23 protein-coding genes and 1 pseudogene are annotated in these 26,023 nt (G+C 45.3%); 14 read left to right on the top strand and 10 right to left on the bottom strand.

Annotation, left to right across the window (positions count from 1 at the left end):
- Positions 1-27 precede the first annotated feature (27 nt).
- From HUG15_RS22230 to HUG15_RS23265, 6 genes and pseudogenes are all read left to right on the top strand, one after another.
- Positions 28-261: an AbrB/MazE/SpoVT family DNA-binding domain-containing protein gene (locus HUG15_RS22230; RefSeq protein ID WP_200125937.1), complete on the top strand. Its 234-nt coding sequence runs from the start codon at positions 28-30 to the stop codon at positions 259-261.
- Positions 261-674 (top strand): type II toxin-antitoxin system death-on-curing family toxin, encoded by a 414-nt coding sequence (locus HUG15_RS22225; RefSeq protein ID WP_200125935.1) that lies wholly within the window; start codon positions 261-263, stop codon positions 672-674. The genes HUG15_RS22230 and HUG15_RS22225 overlap by 1 nt, the downstream gene beginning before the upstream one ends.
- A gap of 78 nt (positions 675-752) precedes the next feature.
- Positions 753-1,193, top strand: coding sequence for an NUDIX domain-containing protein (locus HUG15_RS22220; RefSeq protein WP_200125933.1), 441 nt, complete (start codon positions 753-755; stop codon positions 1,191-1,193).
- Between the two features lie 822 nt (positions 1,194-2,015).
- On the top strand, positions 2,016-2,948 hold the full coding sequence (locus tag HUG15_RS22215) for a putative RNA methyltransferase (protein WP_246516716.1): 933 nt from the start codon (positions 2,016-2,018) through the stop codon (positions 2,946-2,948).
- A gap of 979 nt (positions 2,949-3,927) precedes the next feature.
- Positions 3,928-4,716: an ABC transporter ATP-binding protein gene (locus HUG15_RS22210; protein ID WP_200125929.1), complete on the top strand. Its 789-nt coding sequence runs from the start codon at positions 3,928-3,930 to the stop codon at positions 4,714-4,716.
- A gap of 126 nt (positions 4,717-4,842) precedes the next feature.
- Positions 4,843-4,945: pseudogene (locus tag HUG15_RS23265) on the top strand (MerR family DNA-binding transcriptional regulator); the annotation flags it as partial.
- A gap of 2 nt (positions 4,946-4,947) precedes the next feature.
- Here the strand turns inward: HUG15_RS23265 and HUG15_RS22200 are convergent.
- The 4 genes from HUG15_RS22200 to HUG15_RS22185 all read right to left on the bottom strand — a co-directional run bounded on the left by HUG15_RS22200 (position 4,948) and on the right by HUG15_RS22185 (position 7,794).
- Entirely contained in the window at positions 4,948-5,172 is a 225-nt protein-coding gene (locus HUG15_RS22200; protein ID WP_200086304.1) for a hypothetical protein, read from the bottom strand.
- A gap of 196 nt (positions 5,173-5,368) precedes the next feature.
- Positions 5,369-5,527 (bottom strand): hypothetical protein, encoded by a 159-nt coding sequence (locus HUG15_RS22195; protein WP_200125927.1) that lies wholly within the window; start codon positions 5,525-5,527, stop codon positions 5,369-5,371.
- A 153-nt stretch (positions 5,528-5,680) separates the two neighbouring features.
- On the bottom strand, positions 5,681-6,862 hold the full coding sequence (locus HUG15_RS22190) for a M20 metallopeptidase family protein (RefSeq protein WP_200125925.1): 1,182 nt from the start codon (positions 6,860-6,862) through the stop codon (positions 5,681-5,683).
- On the bottom strand, positions 6,862-7,794 hold the full coding sequence (locus HUG15_RS22185) for a S66 peptidase family protein (RefSeq protein WP_200125922.1): 933 nt from the start codon (positions 7,792-7,794) through the stop codon (positions 6,862-6,864). Before HUG15_RS22185 ends, HUG15_RS22190 begins: the two co-directional genes overlap by 1 nt.
- A 135-nt stretch (positions 7,795-7,929) precedes the next feature.
- Between HUG15_RS22185 and HUG15_RS22180 the strand changes: the two genes are divergently transcribed.
- Positions 7,930-8,355: a pyridoxamine 5'-phosphate oxidase family protein gene (locus HUG15_RS22180; RefSeq protein WP_200125920.1), complete on the top strand. Its 426-nt coding sequence runs from the start codon at positions 7,930-7,932 to the stop codon at positions 8,353-8,355.
- Between the two features lie 188 nt (positions 8,356-8,543).
- Here HUG15_RS22180 and HUG15_RS22175 read toward each other — a convergent pair whose 3' ends face one another.
- The 5 genes from HUG15_RS22175 to HUG15_RS22155 all read right to left on the bottom strand — a co-directional run bounded on the left by HUG15_RS22175 (position 8,544) and on the right by HUG15_RS22155 (position 15,351).
- Entirely contained in the window at positions 8,544-9,791 is a 1,248-nt protein-coding gene (locus HUG15_RS22175; protein ID WP_200125918.1) for an IS110 family RNA-guided transposase, read from the bottom strand.
- Positions 9,792-10,479: 688 nt separating this feature from the next.
- A complete protein-coding gene (locus tag HUG15_RS22170; protein ID WP_200125916.1) occupies positions 10,480-12,453 on the bottom strand; it encodes a TRAP transporter permease in 1,974 nt (657 codons plus the stop codon).
- Between the two features lie 5 nt (positions 12,454-12,458).
- Positions 12,459-12,995 carry a DUF1850 domain-containing protein gene (locus tag HUG15_RS22165; protein ID WP_211202303.1) on the bottom strand — a complete coding sequence of 179 codons (537 nt, stop codon included), beginning with the start codon at positions 12,993-12,995 and terminating at the stop codon, positions 12,459-12,461.
- A gap of 15 nt (positions 12,996-13,010) precedes the next feature.
- A complete protein-coding gene (locus HUG15_RS22160) occupies positions 13,011-14,015 on the bottom strand; it encodes a TAXI family TRAP transporter solute-binding subunit (protein ID WP_200125912.1) in 1,005 nt (334 codons plus the stop codon).
- Positions 14,016-14,148: 133 nt separating this feature from the next.
- Entirely contained in the window at positions 14,149-15,351 is a 1,203-nt protein-coding gene (locus HUG15_RS22155) for a phospholipase D-like domain-containing protein (protein WP_200125910.1), read from the bottom strand.
- A 170-nt stretch (positions 15,352-15,521) separates the two neighbouring features.
- Here HUG15_RS22155 and HUG15_RS22150 point away from each other — a divergent pair, with 170 nt between their 5' ends.
- The 6 genes from HUG15_RS22150 to pyrG all read left to right on the top strand — a co-directional run bounded on the left by HUG15_RS22150 (position 15,522) and on the right by pyrG (position 24,067).
- Entirely contained in the window at positions 15,522-17,639 is a 2,118-nt protein-coding gene (locus HUG15_RS22150) for a (Fe-S)-binding protein (protein ID WP_200125908.1), read from the top strand.
- A 432-nt stretch (positions 17,640-18,071) separates the two neighbouring features.
- Complete coding sequence (locus HUG15_RS22145; protein WP_200125906.1) at positions 18,072-19,250, top strand: acetyl-CoA C-acetyltransferase; 1,179 nt, start codon at positions 18,072-18,074, stop codon at positions 19,248-19,250.
- Positions 19,251-19,278: 28 nt separating this feature from the next.
- Positions 19,279-20,406, top strand: coding sequence for an acyl-CoA dehydrogenase (locus HUG15_RS22140; RefSeq protein WP_200125904.1), 1,128 nt, complete (start codon positions 19,279-19,281; stop codon positions 20,404-20,406).
- A 14-nt stretch (positions 20,407-20,420) separates the two neighbouring features.
- A complete protein-coding gene (locus tag HUG15_RS22135) occupies positions 20,421-21,032 on the top strand; it encodes a TetR/AcrR family transcriptional regulator (protein WP_200125902.1) in 612 nt (203 codons plus the stop codon).
- Positions 21,033-21,156: 124 nt separating this feature from the next.
- Positions 21,157-21,636, top strand: coding sequence for a DNA-directed RNA polymerase subunit delta (gene rpoE, locus HUG15_RS22130; protein WP_200125900.1), 480 nt, complete (start codon positions 21,157-21,159; stop codon positions 21,634-21,636).
- Positions 21,637-22,456: 820 nt separating this feature from the next.
- Complete coding sequence (gene pyrG, locus HUG15_RS22125) at positions 22,457-24,067, top strand: CTP synthase (protein WP_200125898.1); 1,611 nt, start codon at positions 22,457-22,459, stop codon at positions 24,065-24,067.
- Positions 24,068-24,920: 853 nt separating this feature from the next.
- Here pyrG and HUG15_RS22120 read toward each other — a convergent pair.
- On the bottom strand, positions 24,921-25,436 hold the full coding sequence (locus HUG15_RS22120) for a DUF2529 family protein (RefSeq protein WP_200125896.1): 516 nt from the start codon (positions 25,434-25,436) through the stop codon (positions 24,921-24,923).
- A 118-nt stretch (positions 25,437-25,554) separates the two neighbouring features.
- Here HUG15_RS22120 and HUG15_RS22115 point away from each other — a divergent pair, with 118 nt between their 5' ends.
- Positions 25,555-25,929, top strand: a complete 375-nt coding sequence (locus HUG15_RS22115) for a response regulator (protein ID WP_200125894.1) — start codon at positions 25,555-25,557, stop codon at positions 25,927-25,929.
- Positions 25,930-26,023 lie beyond the last annotated feature (94 nt).

Here is a 26,023-nt window from a genome sequence, read left to right as displayed (position 1 = left end):
TGGAGAGAGAAAAAGGGAGGGAATAAAGTGGCAACGAAAATACATCCTTATGGTGGCACATATGCAATGACTATCCCTGCTCATGTCAGAAAGATATTAGATATTGACGAAGATACGGAGTTGGAAATTGATATTCAAGATGGCGGATTTTTCGTGAAACCTGTCAAAGAGCATCAAACGTTTGATGACGACTTTCTGAAATTCTTAAAAGAAACAGATGAGAAGTACGGGGAAACCATGAGAAACCTCGTTGATCGTTAATGGAGTATATTACTATTCGAGAAGTCATTCTCTTTAATTCTTATTTGATTTCAACCTATTCCCCGAAGGAGCAAAAAGGCGTTAAAGATGAATCACTCTTGGATTCAGCGGTCAACCGTCCGAAGCAGACGGCATTCGGTCAAGAAATATTCCCTACGCTTTATGATAAATGTGCAGCGTTATATCACGCGCTGATTAAGAATCATGCGTTTCATAACGCCAACAAGCGAACCGCACTTATGTCTCTCATAAGAATGCTTGACATAAACGGGTATGAGTTTATGGCATCGCAGGAAGATGCAGAAAACATGACCGTTGAAATCGCAGATATCAAGCCCGAAGATATTGACACGGAACAATTGATGAAGGACATTGCAGATTGGATTGAAAATAACTCAAGGAAGAAAGAATGATGGAAAGGGAATTGGATGAAAAGGTTCAATCCCTTTTTTGGGTGCCAACCCTATTGAGATGATTTGGAGGAAATTCAGATGATTAGGACAGCAAGTAGAGGGTTGTTAATCCAGGATCATCACATCCTTGCCGTGAAATATCAGGTAGACGGAAAGTTATTTTATGCTTTGCCAGGGGGAGGTCAAGAAGCTGGCGAACCACTGCATAAAAATCTTCCGCGTGAATGTCGAGAGGAATTGGGCATAGATGTGAAGATAGGTGAATTGATGTTTGTTCGTGAGTGGCTTGACGAAGATAGAGACGTTCACCAAATTGAATTTATTTTTGAGTGCTTCCCATACATGAAAATTGAAGATGTGTATAGTGAAGTCCCAGACAAAAATCAAATAGGTATTGAATGGCTTCCCATCGCGGATATTTTCAATTATCATATTTATCCTCTTGAGATGAGGCAACACCTACATACACTGACGGATGGACAGGTGAAAGTTCCGGTATATCTCGGAAACGTCAATTGACATTGTGTGCTGAAAAGAGCCATAATTCAAAAGGCTAAATATATAGGTGCAATGACAGGCGCGTTTATTATTCAAATTTATCCGATAAAATAGCTTACACAAATATAACGCTTCGTGAAGCCTATTAAAGATGAAAAGGATGTTAAACATACCGTGTATAGTTATTTGTGGACAAGTTTGGTGTTCAGTTACCGTTAAAAGTCCCCAAAACTCAAGCCTGAGGACTCATCTGGCTACTGAACGACGCTTTGAGTCCGCAGAACCTATTCCTGAGGACTCATCTGGCTACTGAGCAACGCTTTGAGTCCGCAGAACCTGTACCTGAGGACTCATCTGGCTACTGAACGACGCTTTGAGTCCGCAGAACCTATTCCTGAGGACTCATCTGGCTACTGAGCAACGCTTTGAGTCCGCAGAACCTGTACCTGAGGACTCATCTGGCTACTGAGCAACGTTTTGAGTCCGCAGATCTTGTTCCTGAGGACTCATCTGATACTAAGCATTGGTTTCTCGTTTCATACCGAAGGGTATTTCTATCATTAGAAACTTCCAATAGATAACATTTGCACTAAGATGTCCTGGATTGCTACGTGATCGAACATATAGGAAACCTATGTGAAGGTGCTTTAAGGTAAATCAACGCGTCTGTTGCAATGAACATTTGGTCATGCTAATGTTTTAATAGGGTAAATTTCTTTAAACCCACTCAAAGGAGTTATTTCCATGGTTATCCAAGGCATTCGTTATAGATAGTGATAGGTATAGACTACTTTCAGACCCCACTCATATTTTTTTGAAAATATTATGAGGGTTTATTTGTCTATGCCTTTTTCATTTATCTTAAAACGAATGATTGAGGTGGCTTCTTTGTGTAAAATGAACAAAAGAATAAAGAGTGCAGAATATTTAAGTGAGATTGAGTCTATTTTTAAATGTCCTATTTGCGAATTACCAATGAAGGTTTTTGAGAAAAAAAGCTTAATTTGCTCAAATAACCATATGTTTGATATTGCTAAGCAAGGATATATCAATTTGACGACTCGCCCGATAAAAACGAAGTACAATAAGGGACTTTTCGATGCACGTAGAAAACTTGTTGCAGAGGATGGCTTTTTTGAACCACTAAGTCAGGCAATCGCTGAAATTATAAAAGAGCATATTGCTGTTAAAAAGGAAACAATATCTTTAATTGACATGGGATGTGGCGAGGGTTCGCACCTATCGAATATTTGCGATATTGTTCGGTCTGATTATAAAAAGACAGTGACAGGCGTAGGGATTGATATTTCTAAGGAAGGTATCTTGATTGCTTCTAAGAACTACGCCAATAAGACCTGGGCTGTTGCTGATCTTGCAGACACACCATTTAGGGATAAGCAATTTGATGTTATTCTGAACCTACTATCTCCCTCAAATTATGCAGAATTTAATCGATTGTTAAAAGCTGATGGTTTAGTGGTTAAAGTGGTTCCTCAAAGTGGTTACCTAAAAGAATTAAGAGAAGTAATTTTCGATGAACCTGAAAAACATTCATATTCTAATGCAGATACCGTAAAACGATTCAATAAAAATTTCCAACTTGTAGACCGTTCAAGGTTAAGTTATACCGTGATCCTCGGTAGCCGATCCATTCAATCGTTGGTTCATATGACTCCATTATTATGGGCAGCCACAGAGAATCAAGTTAAATCATTTTTAGGAAAGGATGCAACTAAAATAACCGTTGATTTGGAAATATTAATCGGTAAGAGATAATATAGGGTCAACACCGAAATCTATGATTGACATCATGCACTATGATAATCGCTACGGAAAAACACGACGCTTTCCGTGGGCTTGCGCTCAGCCTCCTCGTTAGAAGGTTGCTTTTTTCTGCGGGGTCTTCCCGCTGCGCTTTCCCACAGGAGTCTTCGTGTTTTTCCTCCGCTAGCTAGTGTAAGAAAAAGGCAGTCCTTGGAGTAGGGACTGCCTTTTTTTACCTGTCAAAGGAAATAGGCGTATAATTATGATCAATTGAAGAAAGTTTTGCGGTCAATGATGATTCATAAAAAGGGTCTTTTGTACGCGGTCGGTGCGTTTTCCGGGGAGAAAAATAACCACTGATACAATCCATAAATGGTGCGCGGTGAAAGTCGAAAAAAGGATCGTTGCTAGAGTTCTCGCGAATGATTTTAAAATCGTCAGGTACGGAAAAGCTTCTTATTCAGTTGTTATGACGCCATCCTAAACAAAAATCAGTATTATGATGGCGTCAAAGCAGTCGATTATGCCATCTTTATCAAGGGTTGGACATTTTATGGTGTCATTGTAGCCAGTGGACGCCATTAAGTTTATAAATTAGCTGATTTATGGCGTCAATATCTATCCGATACCGCCGTTATATGAAGCGAATCATTTGGCGGGTCTGCATTTTAAATAGGTTTATTTCATCGTTCTCTCATGTAGTTATTGTGCGAGCGATTGTTACAGACTGTGGCAGTGAAGATTGATCCGATTTCTAACTTCCAACTGACTTCTGTATTCAAACGTACACGGAAGCAGTGTTACTCGAGACAGGAGACGGGATCGGGTTTTTGGCAAGTATAGACGATGCGAACGGAATCGTAGAGGAAATACAGAATTATCCAATGAACTGAACGCGATTTTACGCCAATTCGCGAAGGAAGTCAGCGATTGACAAATGGTTGGATTCGTTTACCATTGTCCATAGAATGGGAAACGGAAGGTGAAAACGATGCTCATAGACATTGAAAACGTAACGTTGAAAAGAGATAAATACATCCTTAAAGATGTAAATTGGCAAGTTCGCCCCGGGGAGCATTGGGCGATGCTCGGGATGAATGGCGCCGGCAAAACAGCGCTGTTAAACGTGATTTGCGGATACGTATTCCCGACAAAAGGTACTGTCCGTGTACTCGGGGAAGAATTCGGCCGTTACCCATGGCAGGAACTCCGCAAAAAGATCGGTTGGGTCAGTTTTTCTTTTTCCGAAAAAATGCATGATCAACTGCAAAATATCGGCTTGGAAGTCGTGTTGAGCGGCAAATTCGCTTCGATTGGCTTGCACGAGTATCCGACAGATGAGGAGATGGCTCAGGCAAAGAAAATCATGCGTGATTTGGGGGTAGGCTATCTGGAAAAACAACCGTATGCCCACATGTCACAAGGGGAAAAACAACGGATGCTTATCGGACGCGCGCTCATGGCCGAACCAGACATCCTGTTGTTGGATGAACCGTGTAACGGATTGGACTTCTTTGCGAAAGCCCAGTTGTTGCATACGGTTGAACAGCTTGCGGAACGCCGGGAAACGACGATTATTTATGTCACGCATCAAGTCGATGAAATTTTGCCGGTGTTCGAGAAAACGCTACTCATCCGGGAAGGCGAAGTATTCGACGCGGGAAAAACCGACCACCTTTTGACGTCAGAAAAGCTTTCCGACTTCTGCCGGGCACCGATCCACATTCATCAAAAAAACGGCCGTTATGCGTTGGAAATTGAAGAAGAAAATGTTAAATAAATATCGGCGCCCCGCATTCTTCCATTAAAAAATGCGGGGTTTTTTATTAAAAAACTTGAAAATGACGCAACGTCATCTTTTATTATAAAGATGAGAAAGGAGCTTTCCATGATCCCTAATCAAGAAATGACGAACCAAACGGGGATAACCCGTCCGTACATTACGCTATTACGACCATATTGGTTTATTGAAACCTTATACTAAAACGTCCGGCGGCCATCGAGTGTATGTTTATTTTTCGCCCCATTCTTTTGCGTTTGTCGTCTGCTTGATCCATTCATTAATTTGTTCTCTGGTCCATCCTGCTTTATCTCCAATCAATACGGTCGGTTCAGGGAGCATCCCCCTTCCTTTGTATACGGATAAATGCCTTGTACTGTATTCCAATCCTTCTTCTTTAGCAAAGTCGGCAAATTCTTTAAGTCCATAGTATTGCACAGGTTGTTTTGAAGTCATTCAAATCACCTCGGTTACATTAGCTATTTTTCTTTCGCTTCCAGTGTGTTTTATATAAAATCATAAATGTCCACAGGCTGATCAGCATGGAAACAATGGAAATAGTAATCGTCGCCATATACATCAGATCAACTCCTTGACAATTTTAGTATTGCAAGGGTATGATAAAGCATATAATAGTGGTGAGGAAGGGGAACTAATCCCCTTTATCCTCTGGTGTTTTTGAATCCTTCTCCGATTGGCGCGGAGTTGGATTCTTTTCTTTTTCCAGATACGCCGTCACGATTGCAGTAACAAAGCCGACGGTTGCCGTAATGAGACTAACAATAGCCGTTAGAAGCCCAATCTCGTCCACTATTATCACCCCCTTGCTAAAGAGGGCAGGGCAATTATCATACCCTTATGCTGAAGGTATACCAAACAGTTGAATAAGTCAACTAAAAAGAAATTTGAGGACAAAATGCTCGCGTCCCCTGTGATTTTGTCTTCATTTACCAGATCGTTATCTTCACCCCTGTTGCCGAAAAAACCGCCATACATTTCCCGCTTGCATCGCCGCGCCTACCGCCAATGCCCGTTCGTCGATGTCAAAGCGCGGTGTGTGCCCGCCATGAATGATTCCTTTTTCTTCATTGCGGACACCCAATCGGTAAAATGCGCCGGGCACCTCCGCGGCGAAAAAAGAAAAGTCTTCAACGCCGAGGCTCGGTTTCGGGATGATTGTCACTTTTTTCTCCCCAAGAAGATCAATACCCACCCCTTTGACGAGATCGATCATTTTATCGTTATTAATGAGCGCTGTGTAACCCGGCTCGATGGCGAGCTCAGCGCTGCCGCCCAATCCTTTTGCCACATACTTCACCGTTTCTTGGATACGATCGAGTGCGCCCGTACGAATCTTCGGATCCAATGTCCGCATGGTTCCTTGAAGGTGAACGCGGTCCGCAATGATATTAGGCTGTGTGCCGCCGGATATTGTGCCAAACGTAACGACCGCACTTTCACGGGCATCGACGTTGCGGCTCACGACGGTTTGCAGGGCGGAAATGATTTGGGCGGCGATGACGATGGCATCCTTTCCGCCGGCAGGGTAAGCGGCATGGGCCCCTTCTCCATGTACGGTAAGCGCGAGCGCGTCTGACGATGCGTTCATTTGCCCGTATTTGACACCGACGCTTCCGACCGGCAACTCGGGAGCGACGTGCAAGCCGAGCACCGCATCAACGTCGGGATTTTCAAGTACACCTTCTTTAATCATGGGCGCGGCACCGCCAACGGTTTCTTCGGCGGGTTGGAAAAGCAACTTAACGTTTCCGGGTAGCCGAGCACGAGCGGACGCGAGTATACAGGCCGCACCGAGTAAAATCGTCATATGGGCATCATGCCCGCAAGCATGCATTTTGCCTTTGTGTTTCGAGCGATAGGGGACATCATTTTCTTCGTGAATGGGAAGCGCATCCATATCTGCCCGGAGCGCAACCGTTTTCCCGTCAGGATTGTTGCCTTCGATCATCCCTACAACACCGGTGTTGGCAATGTTCTTTTCATAAGGAATGTTAAGCTCTTGTAAATACCCGGTGATTTTATCCATGGTGCGATATTCTTCCATTCCTAGTTCGGGGTACATATGAAAATCACGCCGAATCCCGGAAAGCCAGGGCATTAACTGTTCAGCCTCTTTTCTAATCATTAAATCACCGCGCTTTCAAGAACATCGATCTGTTGATGTGTCGCGTTGATGTGTACATAAGCGCCGAGCGGAAGCGTCAGTTGATAAGGCCCGTGTCCGGCTTGCACATTGTAGACGGTTGGTTTTCCGTAGGGGGCGAGGATTCGTTCACAAACGGCAAGGACGTGATCTCCTTTCGGGTAATCTTTTGATGCACAATTTTTACACGTGCCGAGTATAAAGCCCGCTGCATCTTGCAATTTTCCCGCCAATGCCAATTGAGTCAGTGCTCGGTCCATTTTATAAGGCTCCTCGCCTACGTCTTCGAGGAAAAGAATTTTTCCGCGCGTATCGATTTCGAATGGAGTTCCCATCAAACCGGCAATAACGGATAAATTCCCTCCTGTTAGAATACCGCCCGCTACACCGTGGACAAGTGTTTTGATTGGCTCATGGGTAGGGTTTTGCAACCGTTGCGACCAGCGCTCGCCTGTCAAGCTTTGCATGAAATGATCAACCGTAAAAGCGGGGGCATCGATCAGCTTGGTAGCCATTGGACCATGAAACGTCATCATTTTTGCTTTTTGCTGAAGGGCAAGGTGCAATGCACTGATATCGCTGTAACCTATCAGTAATTTTGCGTGCTTGGCAATTAAGGCATAATCCAGATAGGGAAGCAGGGCGGCACTGCCATACCCGCCACGCAAGCAAAGGATGCCGTCGACTTCCGGGTCTACGAACAACGTGTGCAATTCCCCCACACGACTACTAACACTGCCGGCCAGAAAGTTGGGGTTATCATTTTCAAAATCGCGGGCGAATTGAACAGAAAACCCAAGCTCCTCGATGGCTGCTGTCGCTTGATTCAAGATTTCCTTATTCACGGGGCTTGAGGGCATTGCCAACCCCAAGGTGTCTCTGGGTTGGAGTGCATGGGTTTTAATTTTTTTCAAAATGCTCATTCCTCTCCGACATGTTTCTTACTTATGCTTATGAATGTAAGACTTGACCCAAAACATAGGGACGGGAGTAAAACAGTAAATTTTCGGGTATGGTAATCATAGCCAAGCGATGAAGGAGGGCCTCTGGTGTCAAACAATGAATTGAAAGAACGCATCGCCGAGGTGTTGAAACTAAATCGGATCGGTGTATTGTCCACGATAAAAGATAACCGCCCTTACGCTCGCTATATGACGTTTCACCACGAAGGGTTCACGCTTTTTACCCCCACGGCTGAAGACACACACAAAGTGGAGGATATTGAAGAAAACCCGCGGGTGCATATTCTGTTAGGTTATGAAGAACGTGAGCGGGGGGAAGCGTTTGTAGAAGTGGAAGCAGAAGCGGAAATCGCGACAAATCCGGATGATCGCAAGAAAGCTTGGTCTGAAAAAGTGGCGGAAAAATACAGCGGCCCCGAGGATGAACGTTTTATCGTGCTCATTTGCCGCCCGTCTGTTATCCGTTATCGCGACGATGATGCGCCGGAGACTGCTGAAGAAATACGCTTGTAATTAAAAAGGCTTGCGTGCAACAAGGCCGTTGCTTGCAAGCCTTTTCTTGCACTTTAAGAATGTTTTACTTTGTTAAAGGATTAAGTCTGAAATAAACCTCTGATATTCGCACATTAAAAAAGGGCATGCCAAATAAACCATCTCAAAAGAAGGTTTGTGGTCAAATATGGTTAATCTGTAAAATAATCTTAAGTGGCTGGTTGTTCCTTGATTTTAAAACCTTGTGATTTTGCTAACGCTATTGCTTGCTCCACGGTGAGCTCACGACTTGCTGGAAGAACCTCGGATGTTTTATACAGCTCGGGATTGTAAGGTTCTTTTTTCTTCAAAATGTGGTAAATTGCTGTTAACAGCATTCGTGCGATAGCGATAATGGCACGTTTGTGACCGCGGCGCTTTTTGATGCTTAAATAGCGGTTTCGGATTTCAGGATGTTTATCGCTTTTGGCAACACCGTTGGCACACTGTACCAAAAGGGGTTTGATGTATACCCCTGCTCTTGAAATCTTTACTGACTTTTTCTTGCCGGCACTTTCGTTATTCGTAGGTGTTAACCCTGCCCAGGAACAGACATGTTTTGCTGATGGGAACTCGTCCATATTGACGCCGATTTCGGAGATGATCCCGATCGCCGTAAAGATGCTTTTGATGGACGGAACCGTTAAAAGCAAATTGATTTCTTCTGTGTAGGGCTCGGCAAGAGAAAGGATTAATTGTTCAAGTTCGTCTTTACAATGCTTAAGGGACTTGTAATGGTTCAAAATGACCCTGATCTTTCCGACTTGTTCGGGGGTAATAAACCCATCAACGGCAAGTTCCAACTCAGGAATTTTATCCTTCATGGATCCGTGAATAAGCGACGGAATATCCAAATGAGGATTTTCAGGATCTTGCAATAGCTTTTGAATGATATTCATGGAGCTTTTTCCAAGTGTATCCGAAACAACGGATCCCAGTTGAATATTGGAGACGGATAAGCTGTTTTGTAGCCGATTTTTTTCACTGGCGATCATATTTGTCAATTTGGTACGATAACGCATCAGATCCCGAAGGTGTCTGATATCTGACGGTGGCATAAAGCTCCCTGGCACAAGATCATGTTTAAATAAATCGGCCATCCATTTAGCATCTTTCTTATCTGTCTTTTTCCCTTGGATCGCCTTGACGTATTTCGGATGTGCGACTGTGATATTGCAGGAATCTTCCAACATATTGAACACGGGTATCCAGTACTTCCCGGTAGATTCCATGCAAACATCCTTGCAATTGTTTTCACAAAGCCACTGTGACAGCTCTCTCAACCCTTTGGTATAGGTTGAAAAGCGATGGCGTTTGTAAGTTGTGACACCGTTGTCGGTGGAAGCAATACAGGCAACAACAAAAGTTTTGTGAACGTCAATGCCACAACAGATTGGATAAACGATTTTTAACCCCATTCGTAATCTCCTTTCTAGAATATATAGGGATAAACAGCATTGACTGATTGCCCAGCGATAAACGAGTAATGTTTATACAAAGATAAGTCTACGTGCTCTAAGTCACACTTATTTGTGCTTGAGAAGGCAATCGACACATATAAGTATGCGGTCACCCCGTTCACGGAATGGCCACTCACCTCTGCGTGATTTGTAGTTTGCTGAGCATCCCTATAGCTCTAGAATAATACAAAAAGCGCTCAGGGCAACTTATTTCATAACGTTTTGTGCCTTGAGCGCCGCGAAAGGCATGATTATAAGTATAAGTAAAAGTAAGGCTTCCGCTATAAGGACTTAGCGGAAGCCAAGTTTTTCTAATAAGAAACAATGTGGCTACGCTCCCGGTAGCTACCATCTACCATGGGGGTGTGTCGTGGAGTGTCATGTTTGTTTTATGTCGTCAAAAGCATCCGGATGACGCTATTATATGCGAGATTCTGTAGATTCATGGCGCTCAAACGATTGCAATCTGACATAAATGGGAAACACACTTTTCAGTGTCGTCCCTCTGAATGCTTAAAATTTAGGGACTTCACCGATCTGCATGAGTGGTCCGAATCCGCCATTGTCCAGTGGATTCTGAGGACTGCGCTCAAGAAACACAAACAGAATCCTTCATTACTGTGGGCGATCATCGACTCCATTCATGCTAAGAAGCGGTTGAAACGCCAGGGGTTCCTTGCCGTTTTCGTGTAATGAACTGAATAGCTAAGATCGCTAAGAGAATGGCCAAACCAACAACGTCTGACATCATGCCCGGGTAGAGGAACATAATCCCCCCGGCCACCATTAGTCCGTTGAAGAGAGGATTGAGCTTGTTGAGAAAATATCGCTCTGCAGCGATGCCGAGCATAATTACCCCGATGGTCGCGGTTATAATGACGGTGATGCCTTCCATTACGGTCGTGTCAATCAATAATAGTGCATCGTTGTAAACAAACATGAACGGAATGACAAACCCTGCTAGCGCTAATTTCAATGCTTGGAAACCTGTCCGCATCGGGCTGCCTCCCGATAAACCAGCTGCAGCGAAAGCCGCAAGCGCTACAGGCGGTGTAATGTTGGCGAAAATGCCGAAGTAGAAGACGAACAAATGCGCAACAACCGGCTGAACTCCGAGTTCAACAAGAGCAGGCGCTGCCATTGTTGCCGTAATGATATAGGCGGGAATACTTGGCATCCCCATACCGAGAACAATACAAGCCACCATGGTGAAAAGAAGAGTCAGGAATAGGCTTTCGCCACCGATGGCCACGATCGCATTGGCCAGGTTAATGCCAAATCCGGTCAAACTGGAAATACCAACGATAAACCCGACCGTCGCACAAGCAACGGCAACAGTAACCGTTGTACGTGCTCCCGTTTCTAACGCATCAATCATTTCTTTAATGTTCATGCGTGTGGATTTTCGGAATGAGCTGACTACTATGGTAACGATAATGGTCCAGGCTGCGGCATAAATAACCGTCACTCCTGCAACGAAGAGCATGTAAATGAGAAAGAAAATCGGCAACAACAGATGTCCTCGTTCTTTCAAAACGTCGATAATGCTTGGCAGTTCATCGCGAGGAACTCCGGATAAATTATCTTTAACCGCACGCATATGCACTTGCGTGAGAATCCCAAAATAAAAGAGTAACGCCGGTAAAATGGCAATTAAAGCGATATCCGTGTAAGGCACGCCTAGTGTCTCTGCCATAATAAAAGCGGCTGCTCCCATAACCGGGGGCAGAATTTGTCCGCCGACCGAAGCGGAAGATTCCACCGCCCCGGCGAAGTTACGATGATAGCCGACTTTCTTCATCAATGGAATCGTAAAGTTACCGGTAGTAACCGTATTCGCGATTGCAGAACCTTGGATGCTGCCGAGGAAACCGGAGGCGATCACCGATACTTTTGCAGGCCCGCCTCTTTGTTTGCCGGTAATGGCTAAAGCGAGATCATTAAATAGTTGTCCCATACCCGATTTTAATAAAAAAGCGCCAAAGATGATAAAGAGAATAATGTAAGTGGAAGATACTCCGACAGGCGTACCGAAAATGCCTTCAGTCGTCATGTAAAATTGTTCGGCTAATTGTGACCAGTCATATCCCCGGTGTGTGAAGATCCCCGGCATATCCTGGCCGAACATCGCGTATATAATAAAAAGTAAAGCGAGGGTCGGCAAAGCAGCACCGGTTACACGCCGTCCGGCTTCAAAAACCAAGACAACCAGTAACGTCCCCATAACGATGTCTTCGGTAATGGGCAACCCGCCGCGAGTGACAATGTCTTCATAGTTAACGAATAAATAGATCGTGGAAGGGATCGATAGAAACGCGAACACGATGTCATAGAACGGCAAACGGTCCCTTCTGGCTTTTTTTGTCGGCGGAAAAAGGATGAAAACAAGAATGAGTACAAAAGAAACGTGTAAGGCACGATGAACGAGTATTGGGACAGGCGGCCCTGTAAACGCTGTAATAAGATGATACAGTGACATGGACACGGCGATAACCGTAACAAGAATCACGAGAAAACGGTTATTAAAGCTACGGAGACGGGATTCATTATCATATTTTTCAAGTATTTCTTCTTGGTTTTTGTCTAGTTGTTCATCAGTTCGCGCGTTTTCCTGATTCATCATATTCACCCTTTCTTTCGGAAAAAGCTAGATAGCAATGGCACTTCCCTTGTCACTTTCATTTTCATAGGGGTTTGATTGGGAAGGGCAGTGCTTTCAATGGTAGTCCGGTCATTAATTGTGATCGTGTAATCCACGTCGTAGGAATGGAACCAATTGTATGCTTCAAATGGTTCGTGTAAATCCGAAATGATCATAAAGCCATCCTCGACCGTTAGTGTGCCATCTGTATCTTCCGGTGTTCCCGCGCCATAAGACTTAAACCGTGTCTCGGACAAGATCAATTGGTCTTCTTCGTCGATCCGAAACGTTTCGATCCAAGGCGTGTGTTCTAGCGAGTGAATCCAGGAAACTTCCACTTCATCCCCTATTTCTACAGGCTTTTGTAAAAACACTTCATCGGAACGTTGAGAAGAGAAGGTAAGATACGTTTGCTGTGGAAAATAGTACAAAAAAACGAAAATAAAGAGAGCAAGCGCGAGTGATACGATCATCATTTTTTTCATAAAGAACATGAGGGAACGGACACGCCGTCCCCTCACCCCCTCGCTTTCTTTTTATTCATCACCGGAAAGCACGCCTTCTTCTTCGAAATACTGTTCAGCCCCCGGGTGCATAGGCACATTTAAGCCTTCTTCGACATTTTCAATATCTATGTCTTCGGCAGCTACATTGGAGGCTTGAATGTCTTCCAGATTTTCATAGAACGCACGCGTCAGTTCGTAGACTTCTTCATCTGTAAGATCGGGATTCGGAACTAATAAGTTCGTAATGGCAGCTGTCTGAATGTCCTCGTCATTATCATACGTATCGGCGGGAACTTCATGTTCAAGGAACGAATCATAGTTTTCTTCCAAATATTCCATGCCGTCGTCCTCGACTTCTACAACGGTGACATCATGAGTGCTTCCCAAATCCATGGCTGCCGGATTGGGAAGACCGCTTGTAACGAAGGCAGCGTCGATCACGCCGTTACGGATTTGGTCAATTGCTTCCCCATAATCCAAATAGTCTTCATTGATGTCGTCATAGCTCATGTCATGGGCTTCAAACATCATGCGCGCGTTTAATTCCACACCGGAATTGGCATCTCCGATCGCGACATTCATCCCTTCCAGGTCGGAAAACGTTTCAATGCCCGAGTCTTCTGTTGTAATGATTTGGACAACGTTCGGATACAGACCACTGATGCCGACGAGGTTATCCATTGGCCCTTCATCTTCAAATGGACCGAAGCCTTCATCCGCTTGCTCCATGGCATCGGCCATGACAATGGCAAGTTCCGCCTGGTCACTCTGCAACAAGTTAATATTTTCAACTGAAGCGCCCGTTGCTTGGACAGATGTATCAATCCCTTCTGCTTCATAAACATTGGACATGGCACTGGCAATCTGATAATAAACACCTTCCGTACCACCGGCAGCAATGGTTACGAACAAGTCATCCACATCTTCGCCATCCGTATCACCGTCGGCTTCATCTTCGCCATTTCCGCAAGCGCTTACAATTAAGGCGGAAGCTGTTATGAGCCCAATAAATTTACTTAACAATACTTTATTCATATTTATTCCCCCTCTTGTTAAAAAATTGTAATAAAATATATCTTAAAACTAGCACATCCATAAAAGATATGCAATTGATAACACAGGGAGTACAAATGGGAAAAAGCCCCCGTTTTAAAACGAGGGCTTGAAACTACAGAAGCTCCGAAATCCATGTGGCCACTTTCGTTTTTAAATTCTCAAAGCCCGTGCGATTTTCGACATCCTGCAACGTGACGCTTTTGGCTGTTTGCATGTCTTTTTTTACGGCGGCTTCGGCTTCTCTGATCATTGTTCCGTGCTCATGAAAAAAGAGATCCAATTCATCGTTCAAAAAAAAGCTGCGTTTATCAAACTTCGCGGAACCGATATTCGCGAATTTGCCATCGATGATGATCGCCTTGCCGTGAAAAAAACCGGCGGTGTATTCATGTATGTTGCAGCCTGCCTGCAATAAATCCCGAAAGTAAGCATAAGCCGCGTCTTTGACAAGCGGGTGGTCTTTTTTTTGCGGAAGGAGTATATCGACGTTTACTCCGCGTTTCGCCATGTTGACGACAGCGTCTTGAATTTGTTTGCCTGGCACATAATAAGGGCTTGCAATCATTGCATAATTTTTCGCGGAGTCAAACCAATCGATGAGGTGATCGGCGTAACCGAGGCCTTCGCTCGCGAGTAATTGCAAAGGTTCCGGTCCTTGCCCGCCATTGGAAGGCATGAGATCTGCGGGGGGCGCGCCGCCTGCTTCTGCCCAGTCGTCCAGAAAGATTTCCTGCAAATCAGCCACGCCTTCTTTTTCCATGCGCACATGGTAATCACGCCAGTATCCTAATTTGTCTTTCCCTACATATTCATCCCCAACATTAAATCCGCCGAGATAGCCAATATTCCCGTCAACGACCGTGATTTTACGGTGATAGCGGCGATTTCCGCTGTAAAAAATAAACGGGAATTTAGGCTTGTGAGCATAGGCGAAAGAAATGCCCGATCCTTTCAAGCGGCTGATAGTGGCGTGCGCGAGCCTGCTGCCAAAACGATCGACGAGCAGTTTCACCGTTATTCCGTCCCGTGCTTTTCGTTCCAAAAGGGCTAACAGTTGCGTGCCGATTCCGGGTTCTTTGATAATGAAAACAGACATATGCACATGATTTTGCGCCTGCTCAATATCTGCAAACAAGCGTTGGAAAAATCTGCGGCCATCTTTAATGAGTTCGGTTTCACTATGGCGAAGAGGATAAATTTTGACTGTTGAAGCCAGCTGTTGATGGCGCTTGCGGCCAAGACGAAAATCAATGATGAACCAAATCGCGATAAGCAAAAGAAGCGCGATTATTATAAGGAGAATCGTCGTGAACATAGCAATCCCTCCGTTTTTAACCTCCTTTTACTATGCCCGTAATTGCATATCTCATGAGATTTTTTAAAAGTGGAAAAGAATTGCATAAAAAATGAATAGCCATTCAGTGGTTTTTTTGTTATACTTGTCTAAATAGAAAAGATATATACAATGGAAAGGAGAAATTGAGGGTGGAGGACATACTTTTTTGGGTTCATGTAATCGCTTTTTTGGCGGTGACACTCTATGCCCTGTTTTTATTTTATAGACTCGTAAAAACGAGGGTTGATTTTATTCGCCTTGGAGATAAACCGAATTTCATTTATTCCGCAAAGGAACGATGGAAGGCGGTCATGGTCAATGTGTTTGGCCAGAAGAAGTTGCTGAAGGATAAAAAAAGCGGGATTATTCACGTTATTTTCTTCTACGGCTTCATTATTGTTCAATTCAGCGCGATCGATGTTATTTGGAAGGGCTTAAGTAATGGCGGGCACTTGCCGTTTGGGCCGCTTTATCCATTTTTCACATTATCGCAGGAAATTGTTGTTCTAATCATTCTTTTCGGAGTAATATGGGCTTTTTATCGTCGTTATATAGAGAAGATCGTTCGATTGAAACGCGGCTGGAAAGCCGGTATCGTACTCATTCTGCTCAGTGGCGTCATGGTGTTTAAATTGGCGACAAAAGGTGCGGGGCACGTGTGGTTTGCAGATAGCGCTCCAAGCATCTACGAACCTGCATCTTCGGTGCTCGCGCTAGCGTTTGAACCACTGGGGGCTACGGCAGCGGGCGTTTTATTTTACGTGTTCTGGTGGTTGCACTTGTTGTTTTTGCTTACGTTCCTAGTCTATATTCCGCAATCCAAGCACGCCCACTTGATCGCCGGACCGGCCAATGTGTTTGTAGGACCGACAAAACCAACCGGAAAATTGGAATCGATTGATTTTGAAGATGAAACAAAAGAAGAATTTGGCAAGAATAAAATTGAAGATTTCGACCAGAAACAGCTATTGGATCTATACGCTTGCGTTGAGTGCGGGCGTTGTACGAATATGTGCCCGGCGACGGGGAGCGGCAAAATGCTTTCGCCGATGGATTTGCTCATTAAAATGAGAGACCATTTGACCGAAAAGGGAGCAGCCATCACGTCCCAATCCCCCTGGATGCCGGCGTACGCCTTTAGTGGCGCAACCGCGAATCAGTTGGCCGGCCAAGGCGGGAACGATGAAGTTGCGGCAACGAAAGATGTTCATAGCATGAATTTGATTGGCGATGTCATTACCGAAGAGGAACTTTGGGCTTGTACGACGTGCCGAAACTGCGAAGATGCTTGCCCGGTGGCGAATGAACACGTCGACAAAATTCTTGATATGCGACGCTATCTCGTTCTTACCGAAGGAAAAATGGATGCAGATGCACAACGGGCGATCACGAACATTGAACGTCAAGGAAATCCATGGGGCATTAACCGTAAAGAGCGTGAGAATTGGAGAGACAGCCGTGATGATATTGAAGTGCCGACGGTAAAAGAACTAAATAAAAAAGACGAATCCTTTGATTATCTTTTCTTCGTCGGGTCTATGGGTTCTTATGACAAACGTAGCCAGAAGGTTGCGGCGTCATTTGCAAAGCTGCTAAATGAAGCAGGCGTTTCCTTTGCGATTCTCGGAAACAAGGAAAAGAACTCCGGAGATACCCCTAGGCGGATCGGCAATGAATTTCTTTTCCAGGAACTCGCGACTAAAAATATCGAGGAATTCCAAAAAAATGACGTTAAACGGATTATTACCATTGATCCGCACGCGTACAACATGTTTAAAAATGAGTATCCGGAGTTTGGTTTGGAAGACGTAGAAATCTACCACCATACGGAATTTCTCGTGCAATTGTTGGAAGAAGGGAAATTGAAGCCAACGCAAGCCGTCAACGAGACGATCACGTACCATGATTCTTGTTACCTCGGCCGTTATAACGAAGTTTACGATCCGCCGCGTGAAATCTTAAGAGCTGTGCCCGGCCTTAACGTCGTCGAGATGGCACGAAACCGCGAAAAGGGAATGTGCTGCGGTGCCGGCGGCGGCATGATGTGGATGGAAGAAGAGGCCGGACAAAGGGTGAACGTTGCCCGCACGGAACAAGCACTGGAAGTGGATCCGACGATGATCGGGAGCGCTTGTCCCTATTGTTTGACGATGCTCAGTGACGGCACGAAGGACAAAGGGCTTGAAGAAGATATTGAAACGCTTGATGTTGTGGAAATTTTAGAGCGTTCCGTTGTAGGAACCGGTGAAAAAGAAAAAACAGCGTAAAACGTACGGCTCTTCACCAAACAAGGTATTTTTCATTAAAGTTGCTAGGGGACTTGACGGTTTCGTTCATATCAGTCTCCGTGTTTTTTCTCCGCTAGCTAGTGTTATTACTATATTTAATCACTACTATCAACCATTTATTTTAGTGTTGACCCAAACCTAAGGATTGGGAATAAAAAGGGAGAGGTTCCTCTCTCTTTTTTTCTACAGATTGAATCCCTCTGGGGACAGCATTTCTTTCGTTAGAGGGATTAGATTGGTGAAGTAATCCCTTTGGTGGCAGCATTTCTTTCGTTAGAGGGATTAGATTGGTGAAGTAATCCCCCTGGTGGTAGCATTCCTTTTGCTTGAGGGATTAGGTCGATGAAGTAATCCCTCTCTGGGCAGCACCCCCTCCATTATAGGGATTACTTTTGAAAAAGGAGGATGAAAATGGCGGAAACAGTCATTGTATCGGGAGCAAGAACCCCTTTTGGCAAAATGGGCGGGGCTTTAGCGTCGCTCACGGCGATGGATTTGGGCGGACACGCGTTAAAAGCGGCGATCACCCGTTCCGAAATTGAAGCAGGCCAATTGGATGAAGTGATTATGGGCCACGTTCTTCAAGGCGGCCAAGGGCAGTTAACGTCGCGGCAAGCGGCAAGAGCAGCGGATATCCCGTGGGAGGTCAAAACGGAGACGATCAATAAAGTATGTGCATCGGGAATGCGAAGTGTCACCCTTGCCGACCAAATCATTCGCAGCGGAGATGCAACAATAATCGCGGCAGGGGGCATGGAATCGATGAGCCAGGCACCACATGTCGTGCCGAATTTTCGATTTGGCCAAAAAATGGGCGATGCCAAACTGATTGATTCGATGGTCCATGATGGATTGACATGTGCGTTTGAAGGCGTTCACATGGGTGTTTACGGAAACCGGAATGCAAAAGAGTTTGACATTAGCCGCGAAGCCCAAGACGAGTGGGCGGCTCGCAGCCATACGAGGGCACAGGAAGCGACGGAGAGCGGACGATTTAAAGAAGAGATTGCGCCTGTAAACATTCCGAGGCGGCGCGGGGAAGATAGCATCGTGGATCGGGATGAAGCCATTCGCGAAAACGTTACGGCGGACTCTTTGGGACAATTGCCCCCCGCGTTCGGAAAAGACGGCACAATCACAGCCGGGAACGCACCGGGCGTCAATGACGGCGCCAGTGCGCTCGTGCTTATGGAAAAAGAAACGGCACATGCTGAAAATGTGGAACCATTGGCGACGATCGTCGGCCATACGGCGATCGCCGTTGAAACGGAACGTTTTCCGCAAACCCCGGGGCTTATTATTGATCAACTTTGTAAAAAAACCGGGTACCGTCCGGAAGACATTGATTTGTTTGAGATGAACGAGGCATTTGCGGTTGTTGCCCTTCTCGGCGAACAACTATCAGGGATTGACGCAGCAAAAGTCAATGTCAACGGCGGGGCTGTGGCGCTTGGACATCCGATTGGAGCGAGTGGCAACCGCATATTGCTGACACTTGCCTATGAACTTAAAAAACGCGGAGGTGGCCTCGGCATCGCTGCGATTTGTAGCGGTGGCGGCCAAGGGGATGCGGTGTTGTTGAAAGTCTAAAAACAATCTAGAAAGGCAGTCGAGATGTATGGATTTTTTACTATCGGAAGACCAACAAATGATACGAAAGATGGTTCGCGACTTTGCGAAAAATGAGGTAGAACCGACGGCCGCCGAAAGGGATGCGGATGAACGTTTTGACCGCTCCCTTTTTGCACAGATGGCCGATCTCGGGTTTACGGGGCTCCCTTGGCCGGAAGCGGATGGCGGCATTGGCGGCGATTTCTTAAGTTACGTCGTTGCCATCGAAGAGTTATCCCGTGTGTGCGCATCTACAGGGGTTACACTGTCCGCTCATATTTCGCTTGCAAGTTGGCCCATCTATACATTCGGCACGGAAGAGCAGAAAGAAACGTATTTAAAGCCGCTTGCGCGTGGCGAGAAACTCGGCGCTTTTGCCCTTACGGAGCCAGGGTCAGGCTCCGACGCAGGGGCGATGAAAACAACGGCCACCCTCGAAGGGGAAAGCTATGTGCTGAACGGATCGAAAATCTTTATTACAAACGGCGGGGAAGCCGATGTTTATATCGTGTTTGCGGGGATGGATTCAGGTCCTGCGGCATTTATCGTGGATAAAGACTCCCCGGGTTTTTTTGTAGGAAAAAAAGAAGAAAAAATGGGTATCCGATCTTCGCCCACAACAGAAATTCGTCTTGAAAATTGCCGTATTCCCAAAGAGAATCGTTTAGGGGATGAAGGCCAAGGGTTTAAAATCGCGATGCAGACATTGGACGGCGGACGTAACGGAATCGCCGCGCAAGCGTTAGGAATCGCCCAAGGTGCTCTCGATGCGGCGACGGCTTATGCGAAAGAGCGAAAGCAATTTGGAAAAGCAATCGGAGCTCAACAAGGCATTAGCTTTAAACTCGCGGATATGGCAACAAAAATTGAAGCTTCCCGCCTGTTAACGTATCAAGCGGCGTGGCGTGAACAAGAAGGGCTGGATTATGGAAAAGCATCGGCCATGTCGAAACTTTATGCGGCTGATACGGCGATGGACGTAACGACAGAAGCTGTGCAAGTGTTCGGCGGTTACGGATATATCCGTGAATACCCGGTGGAGCGATATATGCGGGATGCGAAGATCACGCAAATCTACGAAGGAACAAATGAAATTCAACGTCTTGTCATCGGGAAAATGCTGTTGGCGGATTGACGGGAGGCGCTTCAATGGAGAAACGACACGTCCCTGCGATGGTTAAAGATGAGCAACTGATCGAAAAACGGCGCGATCAAATGGTGAAAAGTGCCGTCAAACTTTTTCAGGAAAAAGGGTTTCATCGCACGACAACCCGTGAAATTGCCCGTTCATCAGGGTTTAGTGTTGGCACGTTATATGAGTATGTCACTTCCAAGGAAGACATCCTGTACCTCGTTTGTGATGCCGTTTACGATGAAGTGACCGATCGTTTCAATCAATTACTGGATCAAAGCTTGCCTGCAGCTGAACGATTTGAACAAATGGTGACTGCACTTTTTCAAGTGATGGATGACATGCAAGAAGAAGTGCTCGTCATGTATCAGGAAGCAAAATCATTACCGAAAGAATCGCTTTCTTACGTTTTAAAAAAAGACGAAAGCATGACGGCAAACATCAAAACAGTGATTGATGAATGCCGCGAAGAAGGTTATCTGACGATGAATGAAGCGTCTGCCCGCCTTATGGCGGAAGATATAACGGTTAAAGGACATATGTGGACATTTAGGCGTTGGTCATTAAGAAAGCATTATACATTGGAACAATACACCCGTTTGCAACTGGATGCGCTGTTATCCAAATAGGCACTATTTAAAAAAAGAACGCCTGCTTCATCATTTTTTGTGGCATAAACTTCTGGAATATGTTTATAATGGTGGGTATGCACACGAGAAAAAATGTATTCCGAATGAAAGGGTGTAAGCCACTGTGACGATTCGTGAACTCGATCAGGATGAAGTATTGGAAAGGTCAGCGGTTGAGCTTGCTTACGAATTACTAAAGGAGAAACGTGAACCCGTTCACTATAAAGACTTGTTCGCGGAGATTGCTGAGATCAAGCAAATAAAAAAGGAACAAATGGATGAACGCCGAACGAAATTGTTCACGGATTTGAATATTGGCGGTAGTTTTGTTCATTTAGGGGCAAATCATTGGGGTTTGAAAGCATGGTATCCCGTTGATCAAACAGAGGAAGATTTGAGCCGGACTGTCCAACCCTCATCAAAAAGTTCGGATGATCAAGGGTCGGAACATCAGGACAATGATTTGGAAGATTTGGAAGATGAGCTTGACGAATTAGCCAATGAAGATGATGCCGACAAATCCGATGAAGAAGAACTCGATGGGTTCGGCAACGATGACCACCCTGAAGATGAAGAAGAGAAAGATCAGGAAGGTGATCAATAAGCCTTCTCCTTTTGCCGATCTTGACTTTTTATAGTGCCCTAGGTACAATAACTTTTGGGCTTGTTCCATAGATGTAAATCAAGACACCTAAAAAGTGTGCCCCACCCCGTCGGTGGCCGGACACACTTTTTTTATTTTATAGGGCTCTTCATCAAAATCTATTCGTTGATATCAGTGAATAATTAGGGATTGCTGAACAACTTGCAGATATCAGCTGAAGCCGGGATGCCGCCTCCATGGCTTCGCTTTTTCGCGGAAGAACGGTCAAGCCTCCTCGCGCAAAACCGGCGCTGCGGGGTCTTGACGCGTCCGTTTTTCCGCTGGAATCTCGCCATTGCAGCATCATCCCTCCGTATGTTTCCAGAAGTGCAAGGGTTTTCTGCTTTTAGGATAGATTTCCTTGCATCCAGTTTTGACAACATCAACGGAAAATGCTTATGTGTCAATCTTTTTCCGTTATTCAGCAGTCCCTAATTATGGTAATAACATGAGCTGGCGGAGGAAAAACACGGAGATTCCTGTAGGAAAACGCAGCAGGAAGACCCCGCAGAAAAAAGCGAATTTCTTTTTTCGAGGAGGCTGAGCGCAAGCCTATGGAAAGTGTAATGGTGTTCCGTAGCGGTTCATCGTTCATGATAACCCCTATTTTTCAACCATAGATTTTAGTGTTGACCCTTTTTAGAACCTAACTCGGCTTTTCGGCAAGCTTTTATGGCGAATGCCTTAGCCCAACTTATGCAGGCAATAAAGTTGGTTTATACATTCTTACCTGCCGAAAAAGAATGTTTTCTCACCTCTAGAAAAGGAGATGGCATAAAGCATGTCTGTGAAATATATATTCGTTACTGGAGGCGTTGTATCCTCCCTCGGAAAAGGGATTGCAGCTGCTTCCCTCGGAAGGCTGTTAAAAAATAGAGGATTAAACGTGACGATCCAAAAGTTTGATCCATATATTAATATCGATCCGGGAACCATGAGCCCCTATCAACATGGGGAAGTGTTTGTTACGGATGATGGTGCGGAAACGGATCTGGACCTCGGACACTATGAGCGTTTCATCGATATTAATCTGAACAAAAACAGTAACGTGACGACAGGGAAAGTTTATTCTTCCGTTATCCGAAAAGAACGGCGCGGGGACTATCTCGGCGGGACTGTACAGGTCATTCCCCACGTAACGGACGAGATTAAAGATCGGGTTTATCGGGCGGGAGAAGAATCCAACGTCGATGTGGTGATTACGGAAATCGGAGGAACTGTCGGAGATATTGAAAGTCTGCCTTTTCTGGAGGCTATTCGCCAAATTAAAAGCGATGTTGGCGTTGAAAATGTCATGTATATCCATTGTACGCTGATTCCGGTTTTAGAAGCCGCAGGGGAGATGAAATCGAAGCCGACACAGCATAGCGTAAAGGAGCTACGCTCTCTCGGCATTCAGCCGAATGTTATCGTCGTTCGCACCGGCCAACCTGTACCCGATTTAATGAAAGAAAAAATCGCACTCTTTTGTGACATTGATAAACATGCGGTCATCGAGTCCCGGGACGCCGATAATCTCTATCAGGTCACGCTCGATTTACAAGAACAAAGATTGGATTCCATCGTGTGCGATCACTTAAACATGGAGACGCCAAATCCTGAAGCAGATATGGAGGATTGGAAGGCGCTTGTCGACAGGGTAAGTCATCTCTCCAAAAAAATGACGATAGGCATTGTCGGCAAATATGTGGCCCTCCCGGATGCATACCTTTCCATTGCAGAAGCCCTCAAGCATGCTGGTTACGTTTATGATGCAGATGTAGCTATTCGTTGGTATAATTCCGAGGATATCACGTGCGATAATGCTGCGGATCAGTTTAAAGATGTGGACGGTATTCTCGTTCCTTATGGTTTTGGACACCGTGGAATTGAAGGGAAAATAAGCGCGATCCGTTATGCCCGCGAACATCACATTCCGTTTTTCGGCATTTGCCTCGGCATGCAGCTTGCGTCCGTAGAATTCGCGCGAAACGTTCTTGGCCACGAAGAAGCGGCATCGGCGGAATTCGTAGAGCAGCCGGAACACCCGATTATTGATCTGCTTCCGGAGCAAAAAGATGTGGAAGACTTGGGCGGCACCCTGCGCCTTGGGCTATATCCTTGCAAACTCGAAGATGGGTCGGTTGCAAAAGCGGCCTATGACGAAGAAGAAATTGTTTATGAACGCCATCGCCATCGTTATGAGTTTAATAACGCCTATCGCGAAGCTTTTGAACATGCAGGATTTAGATTTTCCGGACAAAGTCCCGACAACCGGCTCGTCGAGATTATCGAATTGAGTGGCCATCCATTTTTCGTTGCCACCCAATTCCACCCGGAATTCGTGTCGAGACCGACGCGCCCCCAACCGCTTTTTCGGGAGTTTATCCACGCGACGTTGCCGGAAGCGTGAAGTCGAGTACTCGTATACTCGGCTTTTTTTCATTTTAAGAATGTTTAACTTTGCTAAAGGATTAAAGTATAAGTAAAACTAAGACTTTTGCTATAAGGACTTGGCGGAAGCCAAGTTTTTCTAAGGTTGGACTGCCGCGAGCGTTCATGCTCTGGTCGGTCCGACAAGTGCAGCACGGTCAAAATAAGTGACCGCACAAGGAAAAAGTGGGTAGACCCTATGTTCCACTCCAACATTTACATTGTATAAAGCTGTCTAACGTTCTATTCCAGCGATTCACCAATCGTATTTTTCCTTCAACAGCTTCTGAGGGGGCAGAATTACGGGACTACTTCGTTAAAGCCTCCTGGCTTCCAGGTTTGTTCGTCGTACAGGCTGTTCCACCTTGCATTCTCTGCGTAATACAGATCGACACGACTTTTGTCTCTCTAGGGGAAGCCCGACCACCGTTTGAGGGATTACCAAGCATCACTTGTTCCTCCAAGGGAAGCCCGACCACCGTTTGAGGGATTACTAAGCATCACTTGTTCCTCCAAGGGAAGCCCGGCATCCGTTTGGGGGATTACTAAGCATCACTTGTTCCTCCAAGGGAAGCCCGACCACCGTTTGAGGGATTACCAAGCATCACTTGTTCCTCTCAGAGAAACCCGGCCACCGTTTGAGGGATTACCAAGCATCACTTGTTCCTCTCAAAGAAACCCGACCACCGTTTGAGGGATTACTTTGTACTTACGAGCAGAATATGATTTGTTACCTCCTCACGCATTGGATATACTAATTGTCTGAATCGCCCAATTGACAATAGCCATGAATATCTCTCATTGTAACTTTGATGCATGAAAAGCAGCGTCCCTTACTCAGCGATCATTTCCGACAATTCGAACATCATCGCTTGATATGCATAAATAATCGCGATCTCTGTCGGATGTCCACTTTTGCTTCCGTCGGGAGCGGGTACGATGGGGGAAGACGGGGTGGTGATCACCATTGGTTCTTCCATGCCTTCCTTAAACGATAGGCTGGGGGACCCCGGTCCCAAAAATACGAGGGGAATATGCGCCTGCAACAACCCTTGGAGGTATAATAATTCGTTCTTCGTTTCTGTTCCTTCGCTCAGAACGAGCATACGGTCAGTGGTTGTAAGCGCTTCTTTTTGTTGCTGGGCAATGCGCTGTATTCGTTTAGGTGTGTCTTCGTTTTGAACGATTGTGTCTGCAAGTGCCGAGAAGCGCTTATTCGCCATTACATATATAGTCCCCTCGCCTACAAGCGCTTGTGCTAAAAGACGTGCGCTGTCTCCAATAGCTTCCTCTTGCTTGCCAATTGTATGGAAAACATGTTGCAATTGTGTCGTATAACTCTTTATCATAAATAGAATCTCCTCCTTTTCCTTTTTCAACACCAAAAATATCATAAAAACAGGGAGTGACTAAAAGGATTTACGTTTTTGACGAAGAAATCAATGGAAGGAGCCAAAGGAGAGAATCATGCGCAAAATATTAATTGTTGATGATAAAGAGGGTATTCGTACGTTAATAAGAGAAGTTTTACAGGCAGAAGGTTACGTCGTTGAAGAGACGAGCGACGGCTGGAAGGCCTTGGGGTGGATCAGGCGTGTTGACTATGACCTTATCATTTTAGATGTAAAATTACCCGGGTTAAACGGGATTGATGTATTGAAAACCATACGGGATGAGGGGATTACCATAGGCGTGATCATTGTGACTGCTTATGAAGAAATCAATATGAAAATGGATGTAAAAAACTTGGGAGTCGTTGCATCATTATCAAAACCATTTGACATTCAGGACGTTTTGGAAAAGGTAAATCAGTACATGGACAACCATAAACAAGGAGACTGATGATCGATAATCTACATAACGTTGCCCGGCAATAAAGCAGACATATTTCGGATACACGAATTTTCTCCACACAGGCAAGAAAAAACCATAAGAG

It is taken from the genome of Salicibibacter cibarius (assembly GCF_016495725.1).
GTDB classification, from domain to species: Bacteria; Bacillota; Bacilli; order Bacillales; family Marinococcaceae; genus Salicibibacter; species Salicibibacter cibarius.
Note: the sequence above shows the minus strand (reverse complement) of the source record. Positions and strands in the feature narration are given on the sequence as shown.

Coding starts and splice junctions, on each gene's coding strand:
- HUG15_RS22225 (WP_200125935.1), top strand. CDS start 261: ATGGAGTATATTACTATTCGAGAAGTCATTCTCTTTAATTCTTATTTG.
- HUG15_RS22220 (WP_200125933.1), top strand. CDS start 753: ATGATTAGGACAGCAAGTAGAGGGTTGTTAATCCAGGATCATCACATC.
- HUG15_RS22215 (WP_246516716.1), top strand. CDS start 2,016: ATGCCTTTTTCATTTATCTTAAAACGAATGATTGAGGTGGCTTCTTTG.
- HUG15_RS22210 (WP_200125929.1), top strand. CDS start 3,928: ATGCTCATAGACATTGAAAACGTAACGTTGAAAAGAGATAAATACATC.
- HUG15_RS22200 (WP_200086304.1), bottom strand. CDS start 5,172: ATGACTTCAAAACAACCTGTGCAATACTATGGACTTAAAGAATTTGCC.
- HUG15_RS22190 (WP_200125925.1), bottom strand. CDS start 6,862: ATGATTAGAAAAGAGGCTGAACAGTTAATGCCCTGGCTTTCCGGGATT.
- HUG15_RS22175 (WP_200125918.1), bottom strand. CDS start 9,791: ATGGGGTTAAAAATCGTTTATCCAATCTGTTGTGGCATTGACGTTCAC.
- HUG15_RS22170 (WP_200125916.1), bottom strand. CDS start 12,453: ATGAATCAGGAAAACGCGCGAACTGATGAACAACTAGACAAAAACCAA.
- HUG15_RS22160 (WP_200125912.1), bottom strand. CDS start 14,015: ATGAATAAAGTATTGTTAAGTAAATTTATTGGGCTCATAACAGCTTCC.
- HUG15_RS22155 (WP_200125910.1), bottom strand. CDS start 15,351: ATGTTCACGACGATTCTCCTTATAATAATCGCGCTTCTTTTGCTTATC.
- HUG15_RS22145 (WP_200125906.1), top strand. CDS start 18,072: ATGGCGGAAACAGTCATTGTATCGGGAGCAAGAACCCCTTTTGGCAAA.
- HUG15_RS22140 (WP_200125904.1), top strand. CDS start 19,279: ATGGATTTTTTACTATCGGAAGACCAACAAATGATACGAAAGATGGTT.
- HUG15_RS22135 (WP_200125902.1), top strand. CDS start 20,421: ATGGAGAAACGACACGTCCCTGCGATGGTTAAAGATGAGCAACTGATC.
- pyrG (WP_200125898.1), top strand. CDS start 22,457: ATGTCTGTGAAATATATATTCGTTACTGGAGGCGTTGTATCCTCCCTC.
- HUG15_RS22120 (WP_200125896.1), bottom strand. CDS start 25,436: ATGATAAAGAGTTATACGACACAATTGCAACATGTTTTCCATACAATT.
- HUG15_RS22115 (WP_200125894.1), top strand. CDS start 25,555: ATGCGCAAAATATTAATTGTTGATGATAAAGAGGGTATTCGTACGTTA.